At 70.7% G+C, this 18319-nt stretch carries 13 protein-coding genes; 9 read left to right on the top strand and 4 right to left on the bottom strand.

All coding sequences use genetic code 11. The annotated features are described in order from the left end of the window. Positions 1–95 precede the first annotated feature (95 nt). The 3 genes from AC1D29_RS22080 to AC1D29_RS22070 all read left to right on the top strand — a co-directional run bounded on the left by AC1D29_RS22080 (position 96) and on the right by AC1D29_RS22070 (position 6621). Positions 96–3842 carry an ATP-binding protein gene (locus AC1D29_RS22080; RefSeq protein WP_477901451.1) on the top strand — a complete coding sequence of 1249 codons (3747 nt, stop codon included), beginning with the start codon at positions 96–98 and terminating at the stop codon, positions 3840–3842. An 84-nt stretch (positions 3843–3926) separates the two neighbouring features. Next, complete coding sequence (locus AC1D29_RS22075; RefSeq protein WP_477901449.1) at positions 3927–4385, top strand: (2Fe-2S)-binding protein; 459 nt, start codon at positions 3927–3929, stop codon at positions 4383–4385. Between the two features lie 10 nt (positions 4386–4395). Continuing rightward, positions 4396–6621, top strand: coding sequence for a xanthine dehydrogenase family protein molybdopterin-binding subunit (locus tag AC1D29_RS22070; RefSeq protein ID WP_477901447.1), 2226 nt, complete (start codon positions 4396–4398; stop codon positions 6619–6621). A gap of 116 nt (positions 6622–6737) precedes the next feature. Here AC1D29_RS22070 and AC1D29_RS22065 read toward each other — a convergent pair whose 3' ends face one another. After that, positions 6738–6944, bottom strand: a complete 207-nt coding sequence (locus tag AC1D29_RS22065; RefSeq protein WP_477901443.1) for a heavy-metal-associated domain-containing protein — start codon at positions 6942–6944, stop codon at positions 6738–6740. A gap of 245 nt (positions 6945–7189) precedes the next feature. Here AC1D29_RS22065 and AC1D29_RS22060 point away from each other — a divergent pair, with 245 nt between their 5' ends. From AC1D29_RS22060 to AC1D29_RS22050, 3 genes are all read left to right on the top strand, one after another. Beyond that, positions 7190–9301: a hypothetical protein gene (locus AC1D29_RS22060; protein ID WP_477901441.1), complete on the top strand. Its 2112-nt coding sequence runs from the start codon at positions 7190–7192 to the stop codon at positions 9299–9301. 75 nt (positions 9302–9376) lie between these two features. Further along, a complete protein-coding gene (locus tag AC1D29_RS22055) occupies positions 9377–9937 on the top strand; it encodes an NADPH-dependent FMN reductase (RefSeq protein WP_477901439.1) in 561 nt (186 codons plus the stop codon). After that, entirely contained in the window at positions 9934–10836 is a 903-nt protein-coding gene (locus AC1D29_RS22050; RefSeq protein WP_477901437.1) for a pirin family protein, read from the top strand. The genes AC1D29_RS22055 and AC1D29_RS22050 overlap by 4 nt, the downstream gene beginning before the upstream one ends. A gap of 6 nt (positions 10837–10842) precedes the next feature. On the opposite strand, the gene AC1D29_RS22045 is transcribed toward AC1D29_RS22050, so the two are convergent. From AC1D29_RS22045 to AC1D29_RS22035, 3 genes are all read right to left on the bottom strand, one after another. After that, on the bottom strand, positions 10843–11676 hold the full coding sequence (locus tag AC1D29_RS22045) for a PA3715 family protein (RefSeq protein WP_477901435.1): 834 nt from the start codon (positions 11674–11676) through the stop codon (positions 10843–10845). Next, positions 11643–12356 carry a PA3715 family protein gene (locus tag AC1D29_RS22040; RefSeq protein ID WP_477901433.1) on the bottom strand — a complete coding sequence of 238 codons (714 nt, stop codon included), beginning with the start codon at positions 12354–12356 and terminating at the stop codon, positions 11643–11645. The genes AC1D29_RS22045 and AC1D29_RS22040 overlap by 34 nt, the downstream gene beginning before the upstream one ends. A 74-nt stretch (positions 12357–12430) precedes the next feature. Next, a complete protein-coding gene (locus tag AC1D29_RS22035) occupies positions 12431–13450 on the bottom strand; it encodes an STAS-like domain-containing protein (RefSeq protein ID WP_477901431.1) in 1020 nt (339 codons plus the stop codon). A 144-nt stretch (positions 13451–13594) separates the two neighbouring features. On the opposite strand from AC1D29_RS22035, the gene fba reads away from it, so the two are divergent. The 3 genes from fba to AC1D29_RS22020 all read left to right on the top strand — a co-directional run bounded on the left by fba (position 13595) and on the right by AC1D29_RS22020 (position 18319). Continuing rightward, positions 13595–14659: a class II fructose-bisphosphate aldolase gene (gene fba, locus AC1D29_RS22030; RefSeq protein ID WP_477901430.1), complete on the top strand. Its 1065-nt coding sequence runs from the start codon at positions 13595–13597 to the stop codon at positions 14657–14659. Positions 14660–14667: 8 nt separating this feature from the next. Then, positions 14668–15093 carry a gamma-glutamylcyclotransferase family protein gene (locus tag AC1D29_RS22025; protein WP_477901428.1) on the top strand — a complete coding sequence of 142 codons (426 nt, stop codon included), beginning with the start codon at positions 14668–14670 and terminating at the stop codon, positions 15091–15093. Positions 15094–15193: 100 nt separating this feature from the next. Next, positions 15194–18319, top strand: a complete 3126-nt coding sequence (locus AC1D29_RS22020) for a PAS domain S-box protein (protein ID WP_477901426.1) — start codon at positions 15194–15196, stop codon at positions 18317–18319.

The following is an 18319-nucleotide window of genomic DNA, read 5'->3' as shown; positions in this document are numbered from 1 at the left end:
CTCTTCGGAGCCCCTTTTTTATGCCATCGGCGCGAGCCCGGCGCTGCGGCCGGCGTTATCGTGCGACACCCCAACCCGCTGACCAGGACCGTGGCATGAGCGTGCCGGCGAACGCGCCCAGAGACTTCGACACCGCCTTCATGGCGGGCGGCGGCGAGCTCGGGCAGCTGATGCGCGAGCGGGACTGGGCTGCGACCTCGCTGGGCCCGCCGGCCGGCTGGCCGCGCAGCCTGAAGACGGTGGTGCGCATCATGCTGACGTCGCGCCAGCCCATCTGGGTCGGCTGGGGCCCGCAGCTCATCTACCTCTACAACGACGCCTACCAGTCCATCATCGGCGGCAAGCACCCGCAGGCGCTGGGCCGGCCCACGCTGGACGTCTGGCACGAGATCCGCGCCGAGATCACGCCGCTGCTCGAGAGCGCGATGAGCGGCGACGGCGTCTTTGTCGAGAGCCAGTTGCTCATCATGGAGCGCAACGGCTACCCCGAGGAGACCTACTACACCTTCTCGTACAGCCCCATCCCGGGCGACGACGGCGTGCCGGCCGGCATCATCTGCGCCAACTCCGACGAGACGCTGCGTGTCATCGGCGAACGCCAGCTCGCGTTGCTGCGCGAACTGGCGATGCGCGCCGCCGACGCCCGCACCGTGGCCGCGGCCGTGCAGCACTGCGTACAGGCGCTGGAGACCAACCGCAAGGACGTGCTGTTTGCTGCTGTGCTGCTGCGGCCGCACGGCGAGGCTGGCTTCAGCCTGGCCGGCGCGGCGGGCGCCAAGGGGCCCTGGCTGGACGCGGTGTGCGCGCCCGACATGAGCGAGCCGCTCTGGGGCGCCGAAGAGGTGCTGCGTTCGCAGCAGCCGCGGATCGTCGATGCGCTACCGGCCGGCGTCCCCTGGCCCCGCGGCGACTGGAAGGAGCCCGCCAGCAAGGCCATGGTGCTGCCCATCCGCCCCTCCGGCGATGCGGGCCAGGAGGGCGTGCTCATCGTCGGGCTCAACCCCTACCGCCTGCCGCGGGACCATTACACCGACTTCCTGCGCCTGGTGGTGCAGCAGCTCGCCGCCGCCATCGGCAACGCCGAGGCCTACGAGATGCAGCGCCAGAAGGCCGAGGAGCTGGCCCGGCTGGACCGCGCCAAGACGCAGTTCTTCTCCAACATCAGCCACGAGTTCCGCACGCCGCTGACGTTGATGATGGGCCCCCTGCAGGACGCGCTGGGCGAGGCCTCGCTGCCCACCGTGGCGCGCGCGCGGCTGGCGATGGTGGAGCGCAACGCGCTGCGCCTGTCCAAGCTGGTGAACGCACTGCTGGAGTTCTCGCGCATCGAGGCCGGCCGCGCCACATCGACCTTCCGGCCCACCGACCTGGCGGCACTCACCGCGGGCCTGGCCAGCAGCTTTGGCGCGGCGATGGAGCGCGCCGGCCTGGCCTTCCAGGTCAGCTGCGCGGCGCTGCCGGCGCCGGTCTATGTCGACCGCGACCACTGGGAACGCATCCTGCTGAACCTGCTGTCCAACGCGCTGAAGTACACGTTGCAGGGCGCCGTGTCGGTGCGGGTCACAGCGGAGGAGGGGGTGGCTGTCGTCGAGGTGGAAGACACCGGCATCGGCGTGTCCGAGGAGGAGCTGCCGCGGCTGTTCGAGCGCTTCCACCGCGTCGAAGGCGTGCAGGCGCGCACCCACGAGGGCAGCGGCATCGGCCTGGCGCTGGTGCAGGAGCTGATGCGCCTGCACGGGGGGCGCATCGAGGTGAGCAGCCGGCTGGGCAGCGGCACGCGATTCCGGCTGCTGCTGCCGTTTGGCGCCGCCCACCTGCCGGCGGAGCATGTGCGCCACGACAGTCTGGAGCCGCAGCATCCCGGCCTGGCCGCGTCCCATGTGCAGGAGGCGTTGCGCTGGCTGCCGGATGCCGATGCCGAGGTTTTGACCGCCTCGGCCGACGCGACGGATTCAACCGAAGCGCTGGCGGAGATGGGCGAGCGCTACCGCGCCACCTTCGGTGCCCGCGTGGTCGTGGCCGACGACAACGCCGACATGCGCCACTACCTGCGCGGCCTGCTGGCGCCGTACTTCCGCGTCGAGGTGGCGGCGGACGGCGAGCAGGCGTTGGCGGCCGTGCGGCGCGAGCGCCCGGCGCTGCTGCTGTCCGACGTGATGATGCCCAGGCTGGACGGCTTCGAGCTGCTGGCGGCGCTGCGCGCCGATGCGGCGCTGCGCACGCTGCCGGTGATCCTGCTGTCGGCGCGCGCGGGGGAAGAGGCACGCATCGAAGGCCTGGACGCCGGGGCCGACGACTACCTGATCAAGCCCTTCACGGCGCGCGAGCTGCTGGCGCGCGTGTCCGCCCTCATCGAGCTGGACCGGCTGCGCCGCGCCGGCGAGCAGCAGCTGCGGCTGTTCCTGGCCAACGCGCGCATGTACAGCTGGGACATCGACCTGCGCACGCGCCGGCTGGCGCTGTCGGACAACGCCGGCGAGGTGCTGGGTGCGTCGCTGGCCAATCTGGAGGAAGGCTTCGCCCTCGTGCATCCGGACGACGTGGCCCACATCCGGCGCAGCATCGACGAGGCGGCGCGCACGGCCGGCGGCTTCACGCAGGAGCTGCGCATCATCCGCCCCGACAACGGCGAGACCCGCTGGCTGGAGGTGCGCGCCCAGGCCTTGTGCAACGAGGCCGGCGAGGCGGTCAGCCTCAGCGGCATCTCCTTCGACATGACGGAGCGCAAGCACATGGAGCAGGCGCTGCGCGAGTCGGACCGCCGCAAGGACGAGTTCCTGGCCATGCTGGCCCACGAGCTGCGCAACCCGCTGGCGCCCATCCGCAACTCGGCCGAGCTGATGCTGCGCCTGACGCCGCCCGATGCGCCGGCGCGCCGCGCGGTGGAGATCGTCGACCGCCAGGTGCAGCAGATGACGCGCATGGTGGACGACCTGCTGGACGTGTCGCGCATCACCCATGGCCGCATCGAGCTGGCGCTCGCGCCGGTGGCGCTGGGTGCGGTGATCGCGGCCGCCGTCGAGGCCAGCGCGCCGGCGCTGCAGGAGCGCGGCCACCGGCTGCAGGTGGTCCCGGGCCCGCCGCTGACCGTGCTGGGCGACGCCGCGCGGCTGCAGCAATGTCTGGTCAACCTGCTGTCCAACGCGGCCAAGTACACCGATCCGGGCGGCGACATCGTCGTGACGCTGGACCGCGAGGGCGACGAGGCCGTCATCCGCGTGCAGGACAGCGGCGCCGGCATCGCGCCCGAGACGCTGCCGGTCGTGTTCGACCTGTTCGTGCAGAGCGCCCGCACGCTGGACCGCGCCCAGGGTGGCCTGGGCGTGGGCCTGTCCGTCGTGCGGCGCCTGATCGGCATGCATGGCGGCCATGTCGCGGCCGAGAGCCAGGGCGTGGGCCAGGGCTCGACCTTCGAGATCCGGCTGCCGCTGTCGACCCCGCCAGGCGCCGCCGACGCGCCACCGCCCGAGGACGCGGTGCCGGCCCGCCGCGTGCTGCTGATCGACGACAACGAAGACGCCGCCGAGTCGCTGGCCATGATGCTGCGACTGGACGGGCACGACGTGCGCACCGGTTTCAGCGCCCAGGAGGGTCTGGCCATCGCGCTGGACTGGCTGCCGGACGTGGTGCTGCTGGACATCGGCCTGCCCGGCATGGACGGCTACGAAGTGGCCCGGCGGCTGCGCGCCGCTGCGCCGGACGCGCCGATGCGGCTGGTGGCGCTGACCGGCTACGGCCAGCCGGAGGACATGCAGCGCTCCGCCGCTTCGGGCTTCGACGGCCACCTGGTCAAGCCAGTCGGCATGGATGCGCTGGCGGACGCCATCCGCGCCCCGGCCTGACGCCGGCCGCCGCAATGCCTGAGTGATGTACTGGGACGCCGCTTCTGGCTAGAGTCCTCGGCTTCCCACCCCCGGAGGACTCCCATGATCAACATGACCGTCAACGGTCGCGCCGTTTCGCTGGACGCCGACCCCGACATGCCGCTGCTCTGGGCGGTGCGCGAGGAGCTGCAGCTCACCGGCAGCAAGTTCGGCTGCGGCGCGGCCCAGTGCGGTGCCTGCACCATGCACGTCGCCGGCGCGGCGGTGCGCAGCTGCCTGACGCCGATCTCGTCGGTGGCCGGCGCGCAGGTCACCACCATCGAAGGCATCGCCACCGACAAGGTCGGCCAGGCCGTGCAGTCCGCCTGGGTCGAGCATGACGTGGCCCAGTGCGGCTACTGCCAGAGCGGCCAGGTGATGAGCGCCGTGGCCTTGCTCAAGGGCAACAGGAAGCCCAGCGACGCGCAGATCGACGAAGCCATGGCCGGCAATCTGTGCCGCTGTGGCACCTACACCCGCATCCGCGCCGCGATCCACGCGGCCGCGGCCAAGCTTGCTTGAGGAGGCTGCCATGCTGAACCCGAAACGCATCGATCAGGCCGTCAGCGGCCGTGGCGGCCTGTCCCGTCGCAGCTTCGTGACGACCACCGTGGGCGGCGCCGTCGGCCTGGCCTTGCTGCCCGGCCTGGCCGGCGCGCAGGCGCCCCAGGCGGGCGCCAAGCCCACCGAGCAGCCGCTGGCCTTCGTCGCCATCGCCAAGGACGGCACGACGACCATCCTGTGCAACCGCATGGACATGGGCCAGGGCATCGAGACCGGCCTGGCCATGATCTGCGCCGAGGAGCTGGACGCCGACTGGTCCAAGGTCCGCACCGGCTTCGGCGACCAGAAAGCCGAGTACGTGGACCCGTTGTTCGGCATCCACCTGACCGGCGGCTCCAACTCCGTCAAGAACAGCTACCAGCAATACCGCGAGCTGGGCGCGCGCGCCAAGGCCATGCTGATCGGCGCCGCCGCGCAGAGCTGGGGCGTGCCAGCCGCTTCGCTGAAGGCGGAGAACGGCGTCATTTCGGGTGGCGGCAATAGTGCCGGCTACGGCGAGTTCTTCGACGTGGCGATGAAGCAGCCCGTGCCGGAGGCCGTCACGCTGAAGGACCCCAAGGCCTTCAAGCTGATCGGCCAGCCGACCACGTTGACGGTCAGCAAGGCCAAGGCCACCGGCACGCAGGCCTACGGCATGGATGTGCAGCTGCCCGGCATGGCGGTGGCCGTCATCCAGCGCCCGCCAGTGTTCAACGGCAAGGTCGGCAAGCTGGACGCGACCGAGGCGCTGAAGGTCAAGGGCGTCAAGGCCGTGTTGCCGGTGGCGCTGGACCGCGGCGGCCAGGGTGTGGCGGTCGTCGCCAGTGGCTACTGGGCGGCCAAGAAGGGTCGCGACGCGCTCAAGGTCGACTGGGACCTGGCCGGCACGCCCAAGCCCGACACGGCGGCGCTGACCAAGCAGTACCTGGCGCTGGCCAAGACCGCCGGCACGCCAGCGCCAAAGCCCGAGTTCCAGGCCGACGTCAGCGGCTGGAGCAAGGCGCCCAAGAAGATCACGGCCGACTTCGTCTTCCCCTACCTGAACCATGCGCAGATGGAGCCACTGGCCTGCACGGTGGACTTGAAGGCCGACCGCTGCGACTTCTACTACGCGGCCCAGATGCCCGGCATCGACGCGATGAACCTGGCCAAGACGGTGGGCCTGAAGCCGGAGCAGGTGCAGATCAACGTGCAGATGGCCGGTGGTGGCTTCGGCCGCCGCGCCACGCCCGCGACCGAATGGCCGCGCGAGGCGGCGGCCGTGGCCGTCGCGCTGGCCCAGGCCGGCAAGCCCATGCCGGTCAAGGTGATCTGGAGCCGTGAGGACGACGTCAAGGCCGGCTACTACCGGCCCATGACCGTGCACCGCGCCGAGATCGGTTTCGACGCGACCGGCAAGATCGCGGGCTGGCAACACCGCATCGTCAGCCAGAGCATCCTGAAGGGCTCGCCGCTGGAGGGCTTCGGCTACCAGAAGGGCGTGGACGGCACGACCACCGAGGGCATGCGCGACCCCTACGCCATCCCGATGAACCTCAGCGTCCACCACCCCGACATCAACGTGCCGGTGCTGTGGTGGCGTTCGGTGGGCGCCACGCACACGGCCTACGTGATGGAGACGCTGGTCGACGAGATCGCGTTCGCGACCAAGCAGGACCCGGTCGCCTACCGCATGAAGCTGATGGACGGCAACGCCAAGGCCGACCGCCACCGCGCGGCGCTGCAGGCCGCCGTCGACAAGAGCGGCTATGGCAAGCGCAAGCTCAAGGCCGGCCAGGCCTGGGGCGTGGCCATGCACGAGAGCTTCGAGTCGGTGGTCGCCTATGTCGTCGTCGCCAGCCTGAAAGGCAAGGGCAAGGACCGCCAGCCGGTGCTGCAGGAAGTGCATGCCGGCGTGCACTGCAACCTCTGCGTGAACCCCAAGGCCGTCGAGACCCAGGTGCAGGGCGCCGCCATCATGGCACTGGCCACCACGATGCCCACCCATCGCATCACGTTCAAGGACGGCGTCGTCGAGCAGAACAACTTCTACGACATGGCCATGCCGCGCATCACGGACGCGCCCAAGGTGATGACCGTCAGCATCGTGCCCAGCAACGACCCGCCCAAGGGCATGGGCGAGCCGGGCCTGCCGGCACTGGCCCCGGCGCTGGCGAACGCGGTGGCGCGCCTGACCGGGCAACGTCAGCGGGAGCTGCCGTTCAAGTTCGCCTGACGAACCATCGCCGGCTGCGGAACGACCGCTGCCCGGTCGGGGCATGAAAAAGGCGGGCCTTCGGGCCCGCCTTGCTTGGTTCGGTGTGCTGCGGCCGTGCGCACGGCCGCAGCGCCTCAATTCTGTTGTTCGAGGGCCGGCGGGTAGCCGGCTTCGGTCAGCGCAGCCGCCAACACGGTCCGTGGCAAGGTGCTGTCGATCTGTGCCGTCTTGCGTTCCCGGTCGATGTTGACGTGCGCTTCAGCATCCACCGACTTCAGCGCGTCGGTGATGGCGGCGACGCAGTGGCCGCAGCTCATGTCGGGCAAGGTGAACTGGTGCATCGGGGCTGTCCTTTCAGCTGAAGGCGGGTCGGCATGCTAGTCCCGTACGGCGGGTGCCCGTCTCATGCGCGGCGCAACTGAGCTCGCGCCAGGCGTTGTTCTGGTGTTGAGACCCATTCATCTAGGGGCCCCTAAGGGTTGGGAGGCCCGGCGTTTGGGCGGCAGATCAGGGTCTTCCCGCATCTAGCATCCGCGCCGCTTCGGGCTTGTCGCCCGATGACGAACAAACACAGAGAGGACTGGACATGACGACGAACACGCATGGGCGGCTGGCATGCGCCGCGGCTTTGGCGGCGCTGCTGAGTGCCTGCGGCGGGGGCGACAACGGCCCGACGGCCATGGTGGCTGCGGCCGACACGCTGGCACTGGGCACCGGCCAGACCGCCTCGGTGCTGGCCAATGACACGGTGGGCGGCAGCGCCGCCCGCGTGGGTACCGGTGGCAACGCGACGGTGACGTTCAGCGGCACGCTGCCGCAAGGCGTCAGCGTGACCGACGGTGTCGTGGCCGTGGCGCGAGGTGCGGTGCCGGGCGCCTACACGCTGAGCTACCAGCTGTGCGAGGCCGGTGCCGCCAGCAACTGCGCGACCGGCAGCGCCGCGCTGACCGTTGCCAAGCCGGCCATCGCCGCGACGGCGGACACGGTCAGCATCGCTGCCGGCGAGACCGCCACGCTGCTGGCCAACGACCAGCTCGACGGCGTCGCCGCGACGGCCGACACGGTCACCATTGCCACCACCGGCACCTGGCCCGCCGGCGTGACGCTGCGCGGCGACGGCGTGCTGGTCGCCGCCGACACGGCCGCCGTCACGGCAGGCGCGACCGCGCTGGCGTACCGCATCTGCCAAACCTCCGCCCCCACCAACTGCGCCGACGGCAGCGTCAGCCTGACGCTGCTGAGCCGCCTGGCCGTCAGCGGCCGCGCGCTGGACGGCCTGACCGGTGCGCCGCTGCCCGGCATCACCGTCGCCGTCGGCCCGCGCACCGCCACGACGGACGCGCAAGGCCAGTTCAGCATCAGCGGCGTGACGGCCAATGTGCGCACCATCGTCAGCTTCACCGGCGCCGGCTATGGCGAGAGCGCCCGCATCGTCGCTGTCGGCGACACCGGGGCCAGCGGCGTGCTGGCCCGCCTCGTGCCCGTGACGGCCACCGCCACGGTCGACGCGTCGGCCGGCGGCAGCGTGTCCAACGCGGCCGGCAGCGCCCGCGTCACGTTGGCCGCGGCCAGCCTGGCCCGCGCCGACGGCAGCACGCTGACCGGCAACGCCACCGTCAGCATCGCCGCCATCGACCCGTCGCTGGACTCCAGCCTGATGCCGGGCGACTACACGACGCTGAACGCCGGCAACGCCGTGCCCATCGAGAGCTTCGGCGCGCTCAGCGTGCAGATCACCGACAGCGCCGGCCAGCCCGCCAACCTGCGTGCCGGCCAGACGGCCACGATCCGCATCCCGCTGGGCACGCGCGACGCCAACCCGCCCGCCACCATCCCGCTGTTCCACTTCGACGTGGCCAGCGGCCGCTGGGTGCAGGAGGGCTCGGCCACGCTGCAGGGCACGGGCACCGCGCGCTACTACGAGGGCAGCGTCGCCCACTTCAGCGTTTGGAACGCTGACCGCGTCAGTGAAACGGTCTGGGTCAACGGCTGCATCACCGACGCCGCCGGCGCGCGCGTGGCCGGCGCCAGCATCACCAGCGACGGCATCGACTACACGGGCACCAGCAGCGCGCTCAGCGATGCGAACGGCGCCTTCCGCATCGCCGTGCGCCAGAACAGCCTGGCCACGCTGATCGGCGTGCGCAGCCTGCTCATCAGCAACACGCTGCGTGTGGACAGCGACACGGGTGAAATGACCCTGCCCAACTGCCTGGTGCTGGCCGCCAATGCCAACGGCGTGTCCATCAAGCTGACCTGGGGTGCCCGGCCCAGCGACCTGGACAGCCACCTGTGGACGCCCAGCGGTGCCCACGTCTACTACAGCAGCAAGGGTCAGCTGACGGCCGCGCCCTTTGCCAACCTGGACGTCGACGACACCAGCAGCTTCGGCCCCGAGGTGGTCACGCTGACCAAGCTGATGGTCGGCACCTACAAGTACGCGGTGCGCAACTACAGCGGCTATGGCAGCGGCCCGATCGCCGTCAGCGGCGCACGCGTGGAACTGGTGCTGCCGGGCGGCCGCACCGAGCTGTTCGTGCCGCCGGCCGCGGGTGAAACCGCGTCCACCGACTACTGGACGCTGTTCGACCTGGTCGTCGACGCCCAGTGCAACGTCACGTTGACGCGCACCGAGGCCTACACGGCCACACCGGCCACCGTGCCCACCGCCACGGCGGTGTACTGCACGCGGTCCTGACCGCAGCGTCGAACTGACACCCGGCAGGGGCGGGCGCTGGCATCATGGCCAGCCTCACACTTCGCCGGTTGTGTCATGACGCTCAAGATCATTGCCCTCAGCGGCGCGCTGCGCCGCGCCTCCTACAACACGGCGCTGCTGCGTGCGGCCGCCGGCCTGGCGCCCGAGGGCGTCACGGTCGAGCTGCGCACGCTGCACGGCATCCCGCTGTATGACGGCGACGTCGAGGCCGAAGGCATCCCGGAGGCCGTGACGACGCTGCGCGAGGCCATCCGCGCGGCCGACGGGCTGCTGATCGCCACGCCCGAGTACAACAACTCGATTCCCGGCGTGCTGAAGAACGGCATCGACTGGCTGTCGCGCCCCAGCGGCGAGGGCGCCAAGCTGTTCGGCGGCAAGCCCACCGGCCTGATCGGCGCGACGCCCGGCGGCTTCGGCACCGTGCAGTCGCAGGATGCGCTGCTGTCCGTGCTGCGCACGCTGGGCAACGATTTCTGGATGGCCGGCCGGCTGATGGTGTCCAGGGCTGGCACGGTCTTCGACGCCGACGGCAACCTCGTCGACGACAAGGTGCGCGAGCAGCTGCGAGGCTTCGTGCAGGGCTTCGCCGGCTTCGTGCAGAAGAGGGCGTCATGAGCGTGCTCGTCGAACGCATCACCAGCCATGTCGGCGACGTCGGCGGCCTGCCCATCCAGCGCGCGCTGCCCAACAAGGCGCGCCGGGCGATCGGTGCCTGGTGCTTTGCCGACCATGCCGGCCCGGCCACGCTGCCGCCCGAGCGGCGCATGAACGTCGGCCCGCATCCGCACACGGGGCTGTCCACCTTCAGCTGGATGATCGAGGGCGAGATCCTTCACCGCGACAGTCTGGGATCCGAGCAGGTGCTGCGCACCGGCCAGGTCAATCTGATGACGGCCGGGCACGGCATCTCGCACAGCGAGGAGTCGCTGTCCGACCGCATCCACCTGGCGCAGCTGTGGATCGCCTTGCCCGACGCCGAGCGCGAGCGGCCGCCCAGCTTCCAGCACTTCCCCGACTTGCCGCACACGACACTGGACGAGGGTTGGGACGCGACCGTGCTGATCGGCAGCTTTGCCGGCCAGCGCTCACCGGTGCCCAGCTTCACGCCGCTGCTGGGCGTGGACCTGGTCGCCGACGGCCCGGCCTGCGCGACGTTGCCGCTGGACGCTCGCTTCGAGCATGGCTTGATGCTGCTGGAGGGCGAGGTGGACGTCAGCCCGGCTGGCCATGACGCCGTCGAGACCGTCATGCCCGGCACGCTGCTGTACATCGGCGCGGGCTGCGACGCGGTCGAGCTGCGCTGTGCGGCCTCGACGCGGCTGCTGCTGCTTGGCGGCGAGCCCTGGGCGCAGCCGCCGCTGCTGTGGTGGAACTTCGTCGGCCGCGAGCCGGCGGAGATGGCCGTCTGGGCGGAAGACTGGACGCGCGAGGACGGCGGGCGCTTTGGCGCCGTGGACGGCTACAAGGGGCCGCGTATTCCGGTGCCGCCGGTGCCGGCGCTCAGGAAGCCCTGAGCAGACTCACCAGGAACTGCAGTGATGGTCGGCCCAGAAAGGGGCCGGCTTCTCGAGCAGCTTGTACGCCGAGCCGTCGTGGCGGTAGGTGGAGCGGGTCTGGCGAGGCGTCGGGTCGAACGCGGCGTCCTCGGCACCCTTGAGCGCCAGCGTCGCCGTGATGACCAGGTCGTGCCAGCCTGATGCCGCCCGCGGGCCGATCGCCAGCGTCAGCCGGGCTTCCTGCCAGATCGCCCCGGGATGGCGCGGGCTCATGCTGCCCACTTCGGCTCGCTGGGCCTGCATGGGGCGGCAGAACACCGGCTTCAGCTCAGGGCCTGCTGCGACGAAAAGCGTGAGGTCGTCGTTCGACCAGGCGTCGGCGGCGCCAGGGATCCGGGCGGCGTTGCGAAACCGCAGCCCCAGCGCGCGGAGGTCGGGCTTCAGGGCGTAGTTGGCGGTGTCCAGCACAAAGCTGTCGGCATCCGCCTTGGTGGTGGCATCCTCGCCGACGGGAAACCGGTGGCCGCGGATCACGCGGTGCGTGCGGGCGTCCACCATCGCCAGCACGCCCGTCCCGCTCCGGTCCCGCGCGTTCTCCTCGTCATCGACATCCCGGAACACCATGACCGCCGCCATCGTCGTGCCGCCCGACGGTGGCCAGGGCTTGCAGTCCGCGGCCATGACGGCGCCTTCGATGGGCTGCTCTGCGGCCCACGTGCGCAAGGCGTTTTCGAGGGCGGCGTCGCAGCCGGTAGCCGCCTGGGCCTGGGCGATGCCGCAGAGGACGAGGCCCAAAGACAGCAGCTGGAGCGGTGCGAAGATCGTCACTGCGTCTCGTCCCATGTCGGCGTGCAGCAAGGGCTGTCGTTCCACCAGCGCATGCCGGCGGCCGCGTTGTAGCGCGCGCCGTCGTAGCGGTAGACGCTGCGCTCCACGTGTGGTTGGGGCGACGGGGTTTCGCGGCTGCTGTCGCGGGCGATGCGGGCGGTGACGACGAGATCCTTCCAGCCTGCGGGCCCTGGTGCGCCAACGGCCAAGGTCAGCGTGGCTTCGTCCCACGTGGCGTCTCGGCACCTCCCGAGGCAGCCTTCGACAGCGCGCGCGACGTCCATGGGCAGGCCGAAGACGGGCTGAAGCTCGCCGTTGCGTGGCACGAGCAGTGTCAGTTCGTTGCGCCTGCGGCTCTCGACGACGCCGGGACCGGAGGAGGCGTTGAAGAAACGCAGGCCCAGTGCGCGAACCCCGGGAGCCAGCGTGTAGTCGGCCGTATCCAGCACCAGGCTGCGCGGGCCTGCCTGGGTGGCAGCGTCCTCGTACACCGTGAATCGACGGCCGTGCAGGATCTTGTGGGTCCGCGCATCCACCAGCGCGAGGACGCCGGGCAGGTTGCCGAAACTGTCGTCAGCCTGTGGATCTGCAAAGGCCATGACGGCGGCGATGACCTTGCCCGCCGAAGGCGGCCAGGGCTTGCACTGCCGGGTGACGACGTCGCCTCCGATGGCGGGCTGGGCCTTGAACGCCCGAAGCGCGGCTTCCACCGCCGGGCTGCATGACGCATGGACAGGAGCTGCAGCAACGACCAGGGCCAGGGCAAACGCCAGCCGGCGCTGCCTCACCCCGCCCTCGCGCTCTTCACCAGCGCCTCGATCCTCGGCGTCGCATTCACCGCCACCAGCTCGATCTGCGGATTCGCCTTCGCGAACACGCGGAACAGCTCGTCCGTGAAGCCGTGGCCCACGTCGGTCACGCCGTCGAAGTCGATCTCGGCGCGCCTGAAGGTCGACAGCCGCGTGCCGACACGCCTGGCCTGGGCGCGTGAGTCCAGGGCCTGGCCTTCGCCGGCCAGCAGGCGCAGCTGCACCCGGGTCTGGTCGAATTCGATGCCGTCGCCCTGCGTGCTCCAGGCCTCCATGACGCCGTCCAGCGTGCGCGTCGTGTACAGCGCGATGGCCATGTAGATGCTGCTGCCCTGGCGCGGCAGCGCCCGGCCCTTCTTCCAGCCGCTGCTTTCCCAGGCGCGGCGCTGGTAGGCCGTGTTGTTGGCATGGATGTCGAACACGTCGGCGAGCTGCGAACTGAAGAACAGGCCGCGGCCCGTGTGGGCGTCGGGCGCGCTGGTCAGCCGCCCCTTGCTCAGCTCCAGCATCGCGTGTTGCGGGTCTTCCAGGTCAAAGGCGGTGCAGATCTTGTCGAACACGCCGCAGCCGTCGTCGCTGACCAGCAGCTGCACGTGAGTGGGCGTCTGGCGCAGCGACACGGTGACGCTGCTGCCGCCGGAATGGTCGGCCGCGTTGTTGACCAGCTCGGTGAAGCCGTGCTGCACCATGCGCTCGACATGCCGGGGCAGCGCGAAGTGGGGCGCGAAGTCGCGCTGCCAGGGCAGGTCTTCCTGCAGGCCGTAGAGCGTGTAGCTGCGCGCCACCTGGCGCAGGCCGCCGGGCGAGAACACAGGGCGGCGGCCGGTGCCGGAGCGGGTCAGCCAGCCGGCGTCCACCAGCCGCTTCAGCGCCGCCATCGCCGCACGGTGGCTGGCCCCCGTGCGTTCCTCGATGTGGGTGGCCAAATCGTGCGAATGCTCGCTCGCGGCGGCCGTGATCCAGTTCGTCAGGTGGTCGAACACCAGTCTCGTCATGAGCGCGCATTGTGATGACTACTTCAACCGCGGGGGGTGGGGTCGCTACCGACTCCATAGAATCCCCAACCAGTTACGACGCGGTTACCAACTACGGTGGGAGCCGCAGTCGGCCCAGATTTCCAACTCCACCGGGGAATTCCCATGCCTCTCGTCTCCATGCGCCAGTTGCTGGACCACGCCGCTGAAAACGGCTACGGCATCCCAGCCTTCAACGTCAACAACCTGGAGCAGGTGCAGGCCGTCATGGCCGCGGCCGACGAAGTCGGCGCGCCAGTCATCCTGCAGGCCAGCGCTGGCGCCCGCAAATACGCCGGCGAGCCCTTCATCAAGCACTTGATCCAGGCCGCCTGCGAGGCCTTCCCGCACATCCCGCTGGTCATGCACCAGGACCACGGCACCAGCCCCAAGATCTGTGCCGGCGCCATCGACCTGGGTTTCGGCTCCGTGATGATGGACGGCTCGCTGCTGGAAGACGGCAAGACGCCGGCCTCCTTCGAATACAACATGGAAGTCACCCGCAAGGTCGTCGAGATGGCGCACCAGGTCGGCGTGACCGTCGAAGGCGAACTGGGCTGCCTGGGCAACCTGGAAACCGGTGAAGCCGGCGAGGAAGACGGCATCGGCGCCGAAGGCAAGCTGGACCACAGCCAGATGCTGACCGACCCCGAGGAAGCCGCCGTGTTCGTCAAGGCGACGCAGCTGGACGCGCTGGCCATCGCCATCGGCACCAGCCACGGCGCCTACAAGTTCAGCCGCAAGCCCACCGGCGACATCCTGGCCATCGGCCGCGTGAAGGAGATCCACGCGCGCATCCCCAACACCCACCTGGTCATGCACGGTTCGTCCAGCGTGCCGCAGGACTTGCTGGCCATCATCAACCAGTACGGCGGCAAGATGAAGGAGACCTTCGGCGTGCCGGTCGAGGAGATCCAGGAAGCCATCAAGCATGGCGTGCGCAAGATCAACATCGACACCGACATCCGCCTGGCGATGACGGGCGCGGTGCGCAAGTTCCTGGCCGAGAACCCCGACAAGTTCGATGCCCGCGAATGGCTCAAGCCGGCGCGCGAGGCCGCCAAGGTCATCGCCAAGCAGCGCTACATGCAGTTCGGCTGCGAAGGCCAGGCCGGCAAGATCAAGGGCCGCACGCTGGCCGACATCGCCGGCGCCTATGCCCGCGGCGAACTGGCCCAGAAGGTCCAGTGACGGGTGCAGTGACCCGTCACTGCTTCACCTACGGCTCGCTGATGTGGGCCGACATCATGGCCCGCGTCTGCGGGCATGAGTTCGCCAGCGGGCCCGCCTCGCTGGCGGGCCACGCGCGCCACCCGGTGCGCGGCCAGGACTATCCCGGGCTGCTGGCCGCGCCGGGCGGCGTGGTGCCAGGGCGGCTTTATCGCGACGTTGATGCCGCGGCCTGGGCGCGGCTCGATGCGTTCGAAGGCGAGCAGTACGAGCGGGTTGACGTGACCGTGGCGCTGCCCGATGGCTCAGCGCTGCCGGCCCAGGTCTACCGCTTCCGCGCCGAATTCGCGCAGCGCCTGCTGCCCGGCGACTGGGACGCCGAGGCGTTTGCGCGCGAGGGCCGCGAGCGGTTCATCGCCCGCTACGCCGGCTTCGAACTGCTGAGCCCGCGCTGAAGTCCCGGCAATAAACCACGTTTCAGCGCGAAACACCCCCTGTTCAAGGGGCCACAATGCCCTGACATAACCCTTCTGTAGTTGGGGGCGGGAGCATGAGATGGACGAGCTGACGGGAATCGTCGCGCGGGCGGGTTTTCTGCCCCACGGCTATTGCTTCCAATGGTCGCCCGGCCTGCTGTGGACCATGGTGAGCGCCGACCTCTCGATCGCGCTGGCCTACTTCTCCATCCCGCTGGTCATCTTCAGGTACGCGCGCGAGCGGCCGCAGGTCAACCTGGGCAGCCTGGCGACGCTGTTCGCCGTCTTCATCTTCGCCTGCGGCATCACGCATGTGCTGGACGTGTGGACGATCTGGCGGCCCGACTACGAACTGCAGACGGCGGGCAAGGTCTTCACGGCCTGTGCCTCGGTGCTGACAGCCGCCATCGCCTGGCGGCTGATGCCGACCTTGCTGGCGCTGCCCTCCATCGACGAGATGCGCACCGCCAATGAGGCGCTGCGCCGTGAGGTGGACCGCCGCCACAGCGCCGAGGACCACCTGCTCGAGGCGGAGCAAGGCCTGGCCGCGACGCTGTCCGCCATCGACGCCGGCTACATCACGACCGACGGCGAGGGCCGCGTGACGCGCATCAACGCGGCGGCCGAGCGCATCACCGGCTGGCCGGCACGCGAGGCCATCGGCCGCGCCATCTGGGAGGTGTTCGCGCGCGAGGGCACGCCGGCCGACCTGGCCGGGCGCAACCCCATCGCCGTGGTGCGCGACGGCGGCATTCGCCGCCAGGCCGTCTGCATCGCGCGCGACGGCAGCCACCGCCCCGTCGAAGTCCATGCCGACCTGACCCACCATGCCGACGGCCGCGAGCGCGGCGTCGCGCTGGTCTTCCGCGACATCGGCCGGCTGACCGACGCCGAGGCCGAGGTGCGCCGCCTGGCCGCCGTCGTCGAGTCCTCGGCCGATGCCATCATCGTCAAGACGCCTGAGGGCCGCATCACGAACTGGAACGCCGCGGCCGAGCAGATGTTCGGCTACACGGCCGCGGAAGCCGTCGGTCAGCCGGTGCAGATGCTGATCCCGCCCGAGCGCGAGGCCGAGGAGATGCGCATCATCACCAACCTCGTCCAGGGCCAGCAGGTGCCGCCGTTCCGCACCGTGCGCATCGCCAAGGACGGCCGGCGGCTGGAGATCTCGGCCCAGGTCTCGCCGCTGCGCGACGCAGCAGGCCGCATCGTCGGCGGCGTCAATTCGATGCGTGACCTGACCCACCAGCGCCAGATCGAGGCAGCGCTGCGCCAGAGCGAGGCGCGGCTGCGCTTCGCCCTGGAGTCGGCGGCCATCGGCGACTGGGAGATGGAGCTGGACAGCGGCCAGATCCACCGCTCGCGCCGCTATGACCAATGCTTCGGCCTGCCCGATGCCGCCGAGCTGTGGGACCGCGCGCGCATGCTGGCTGCCGTGCATGCCGAGGACCGCGCGATGGTCGAGACCGGCCTGGAGGCGCTGCCGCAGGCCCACCTGCCCTGGCATGCCGAGTTCCGTGTCGTCTGGCCCGACGACAGCCAGCACTGGCTGCGCATGGACGCCCGCGTCACGCGCGACGACACCGGTCTGGCGCGGCTGGTCGGCATCGTCGCCGACGTCACCGCGATGCGCACCGCCGAGCAGGCGCGCCAGCAGTCCACGTGGCTGGCCGCCGAGAACCGCCGTGTGCAGGAGAGCAGCCGCCTCAAGAGCCTGTTCCTGGCCAACATGTCGCACGAGCTGCGCACGCCGCTGAATGCCGTCATCGGCTTTGCCGACCTGCTGAACATGAGCAACCAGCCGCTGGATTCGCCACGCCAGCGCGAATGGCTGCAGCACATCGCCAGCAGCGGCCGGCACCTGCTGAACATGATCAACGACGTGCTGGACCTGTCCAAGATCGAGGCCGGCAAGATGGACTTCCATCCGGAACCGGTCAGCCTGCCCGCCATCGTCGACGACGTGATGGCCACCGTCGCCGTGCTGGCCGAGCAGCGGGCGCTGAGCCTGAAGTCGGCCATCGCACCCGAGCTGCGCGACCTCGTGCTGGACCCGGCGCGGCTCAAGCAGGTGCTGCTGAACTACCTGTCCAACGCGATCAAGTTCACGCCCACCGGCGGCCACGTCGAGCTGCGCATGGTGGGCGAAGGGCCACGACTGTGGCGGCTGGAGGTCGAGGACAGCGGCATCGGCATCGCGGCCGACCGCATCAGCCATCTCTTTGTCGAGTTCCAGCAGCTCGACGACGGGCTCACCAAGCGCCACCAGGGCACGGGCCTGGGCCTGGCGTTGACGCGCCGGCTGGTCGAGGCCCAGGGCGGGCGCGTGGGCGTCTACAGCGAGCCCGGCCGGGGCAGCCGCTTCTATGCAGTGCTGCCGCGCCAGCCGCAGGACGCGGAGGCCGACGCAGCGCGGCCCGCGCACCAGCAGCTGGTCGCGCTGCGCGACCACCCGCTGCGCGACGGCGTGGCGCGTGAGTTGTCGCAGGCCGGCGTGGCCGCCGACACCGCGGCCACCGCGGCCGAGGTGCTGCGCCTGGCGCGCGTGCGCCGCTACACGGAGCTGGCCATCGACCTGACCCTGCCCGACTCGCAGGGACTGTCCATGCTGGCGCAGCTGCGCACCAGCGGCCCGTCCATGCACGCCGCCGTCAGGGCGCTGGCGTTGTCGCCGGAGTCCGGCACCGGCGTCGCGTTCTCCGTGGCGGACGTGCTGGCCAAGCCGCTGCGCGGTGCGGCACTGGCGCGCGCGCTAGTGCCGCTGCGCGAGCGCTTCGCGCCCGGTCGGCCGGTGCTGGTCGTGGACGACGAGGTGGCGTCGCGCGAGCTGATGTGCGCCGCGCTGGCGGCCAACGGCATCGAGGCCGTCGCGATGGCTGGCGGTGCCGAGGCGCTCGCCGCGCTGGCGACGCTGCAGCCCGTCGCGTTGGTGCTGGACCTGATGATGCCCGGCGTCGACGGCTTCCAGGTGCTGCACGAGCTGCGCAGCGACCCGCGCTGGGCGGAGCTGCCCGTTATCGTCTGGACCGCGCTGGCGCTGACCGCCGAGGACATCGAGGCGCTGACCCGCTCGGCCGCGTCCATTGCCGGCAGCCAGGCCCCCCGGCAACTGGCCGACGTGCGCGACGCGCTGCTGCGCGCCGCCAGCGAGGACCGTCGCGGCCGCCGCGCGGCCGCCCCCACCGACCCCGCCACCGGCAGCTGA

It is taken from the genome of Roseateles sp. P1_C6 (assembly GCF_056406315.1).
Note: the sequence above shows the minus strand (reverse complement) of the source record. Positions and strands in the feature narration are given on the sequence as shown.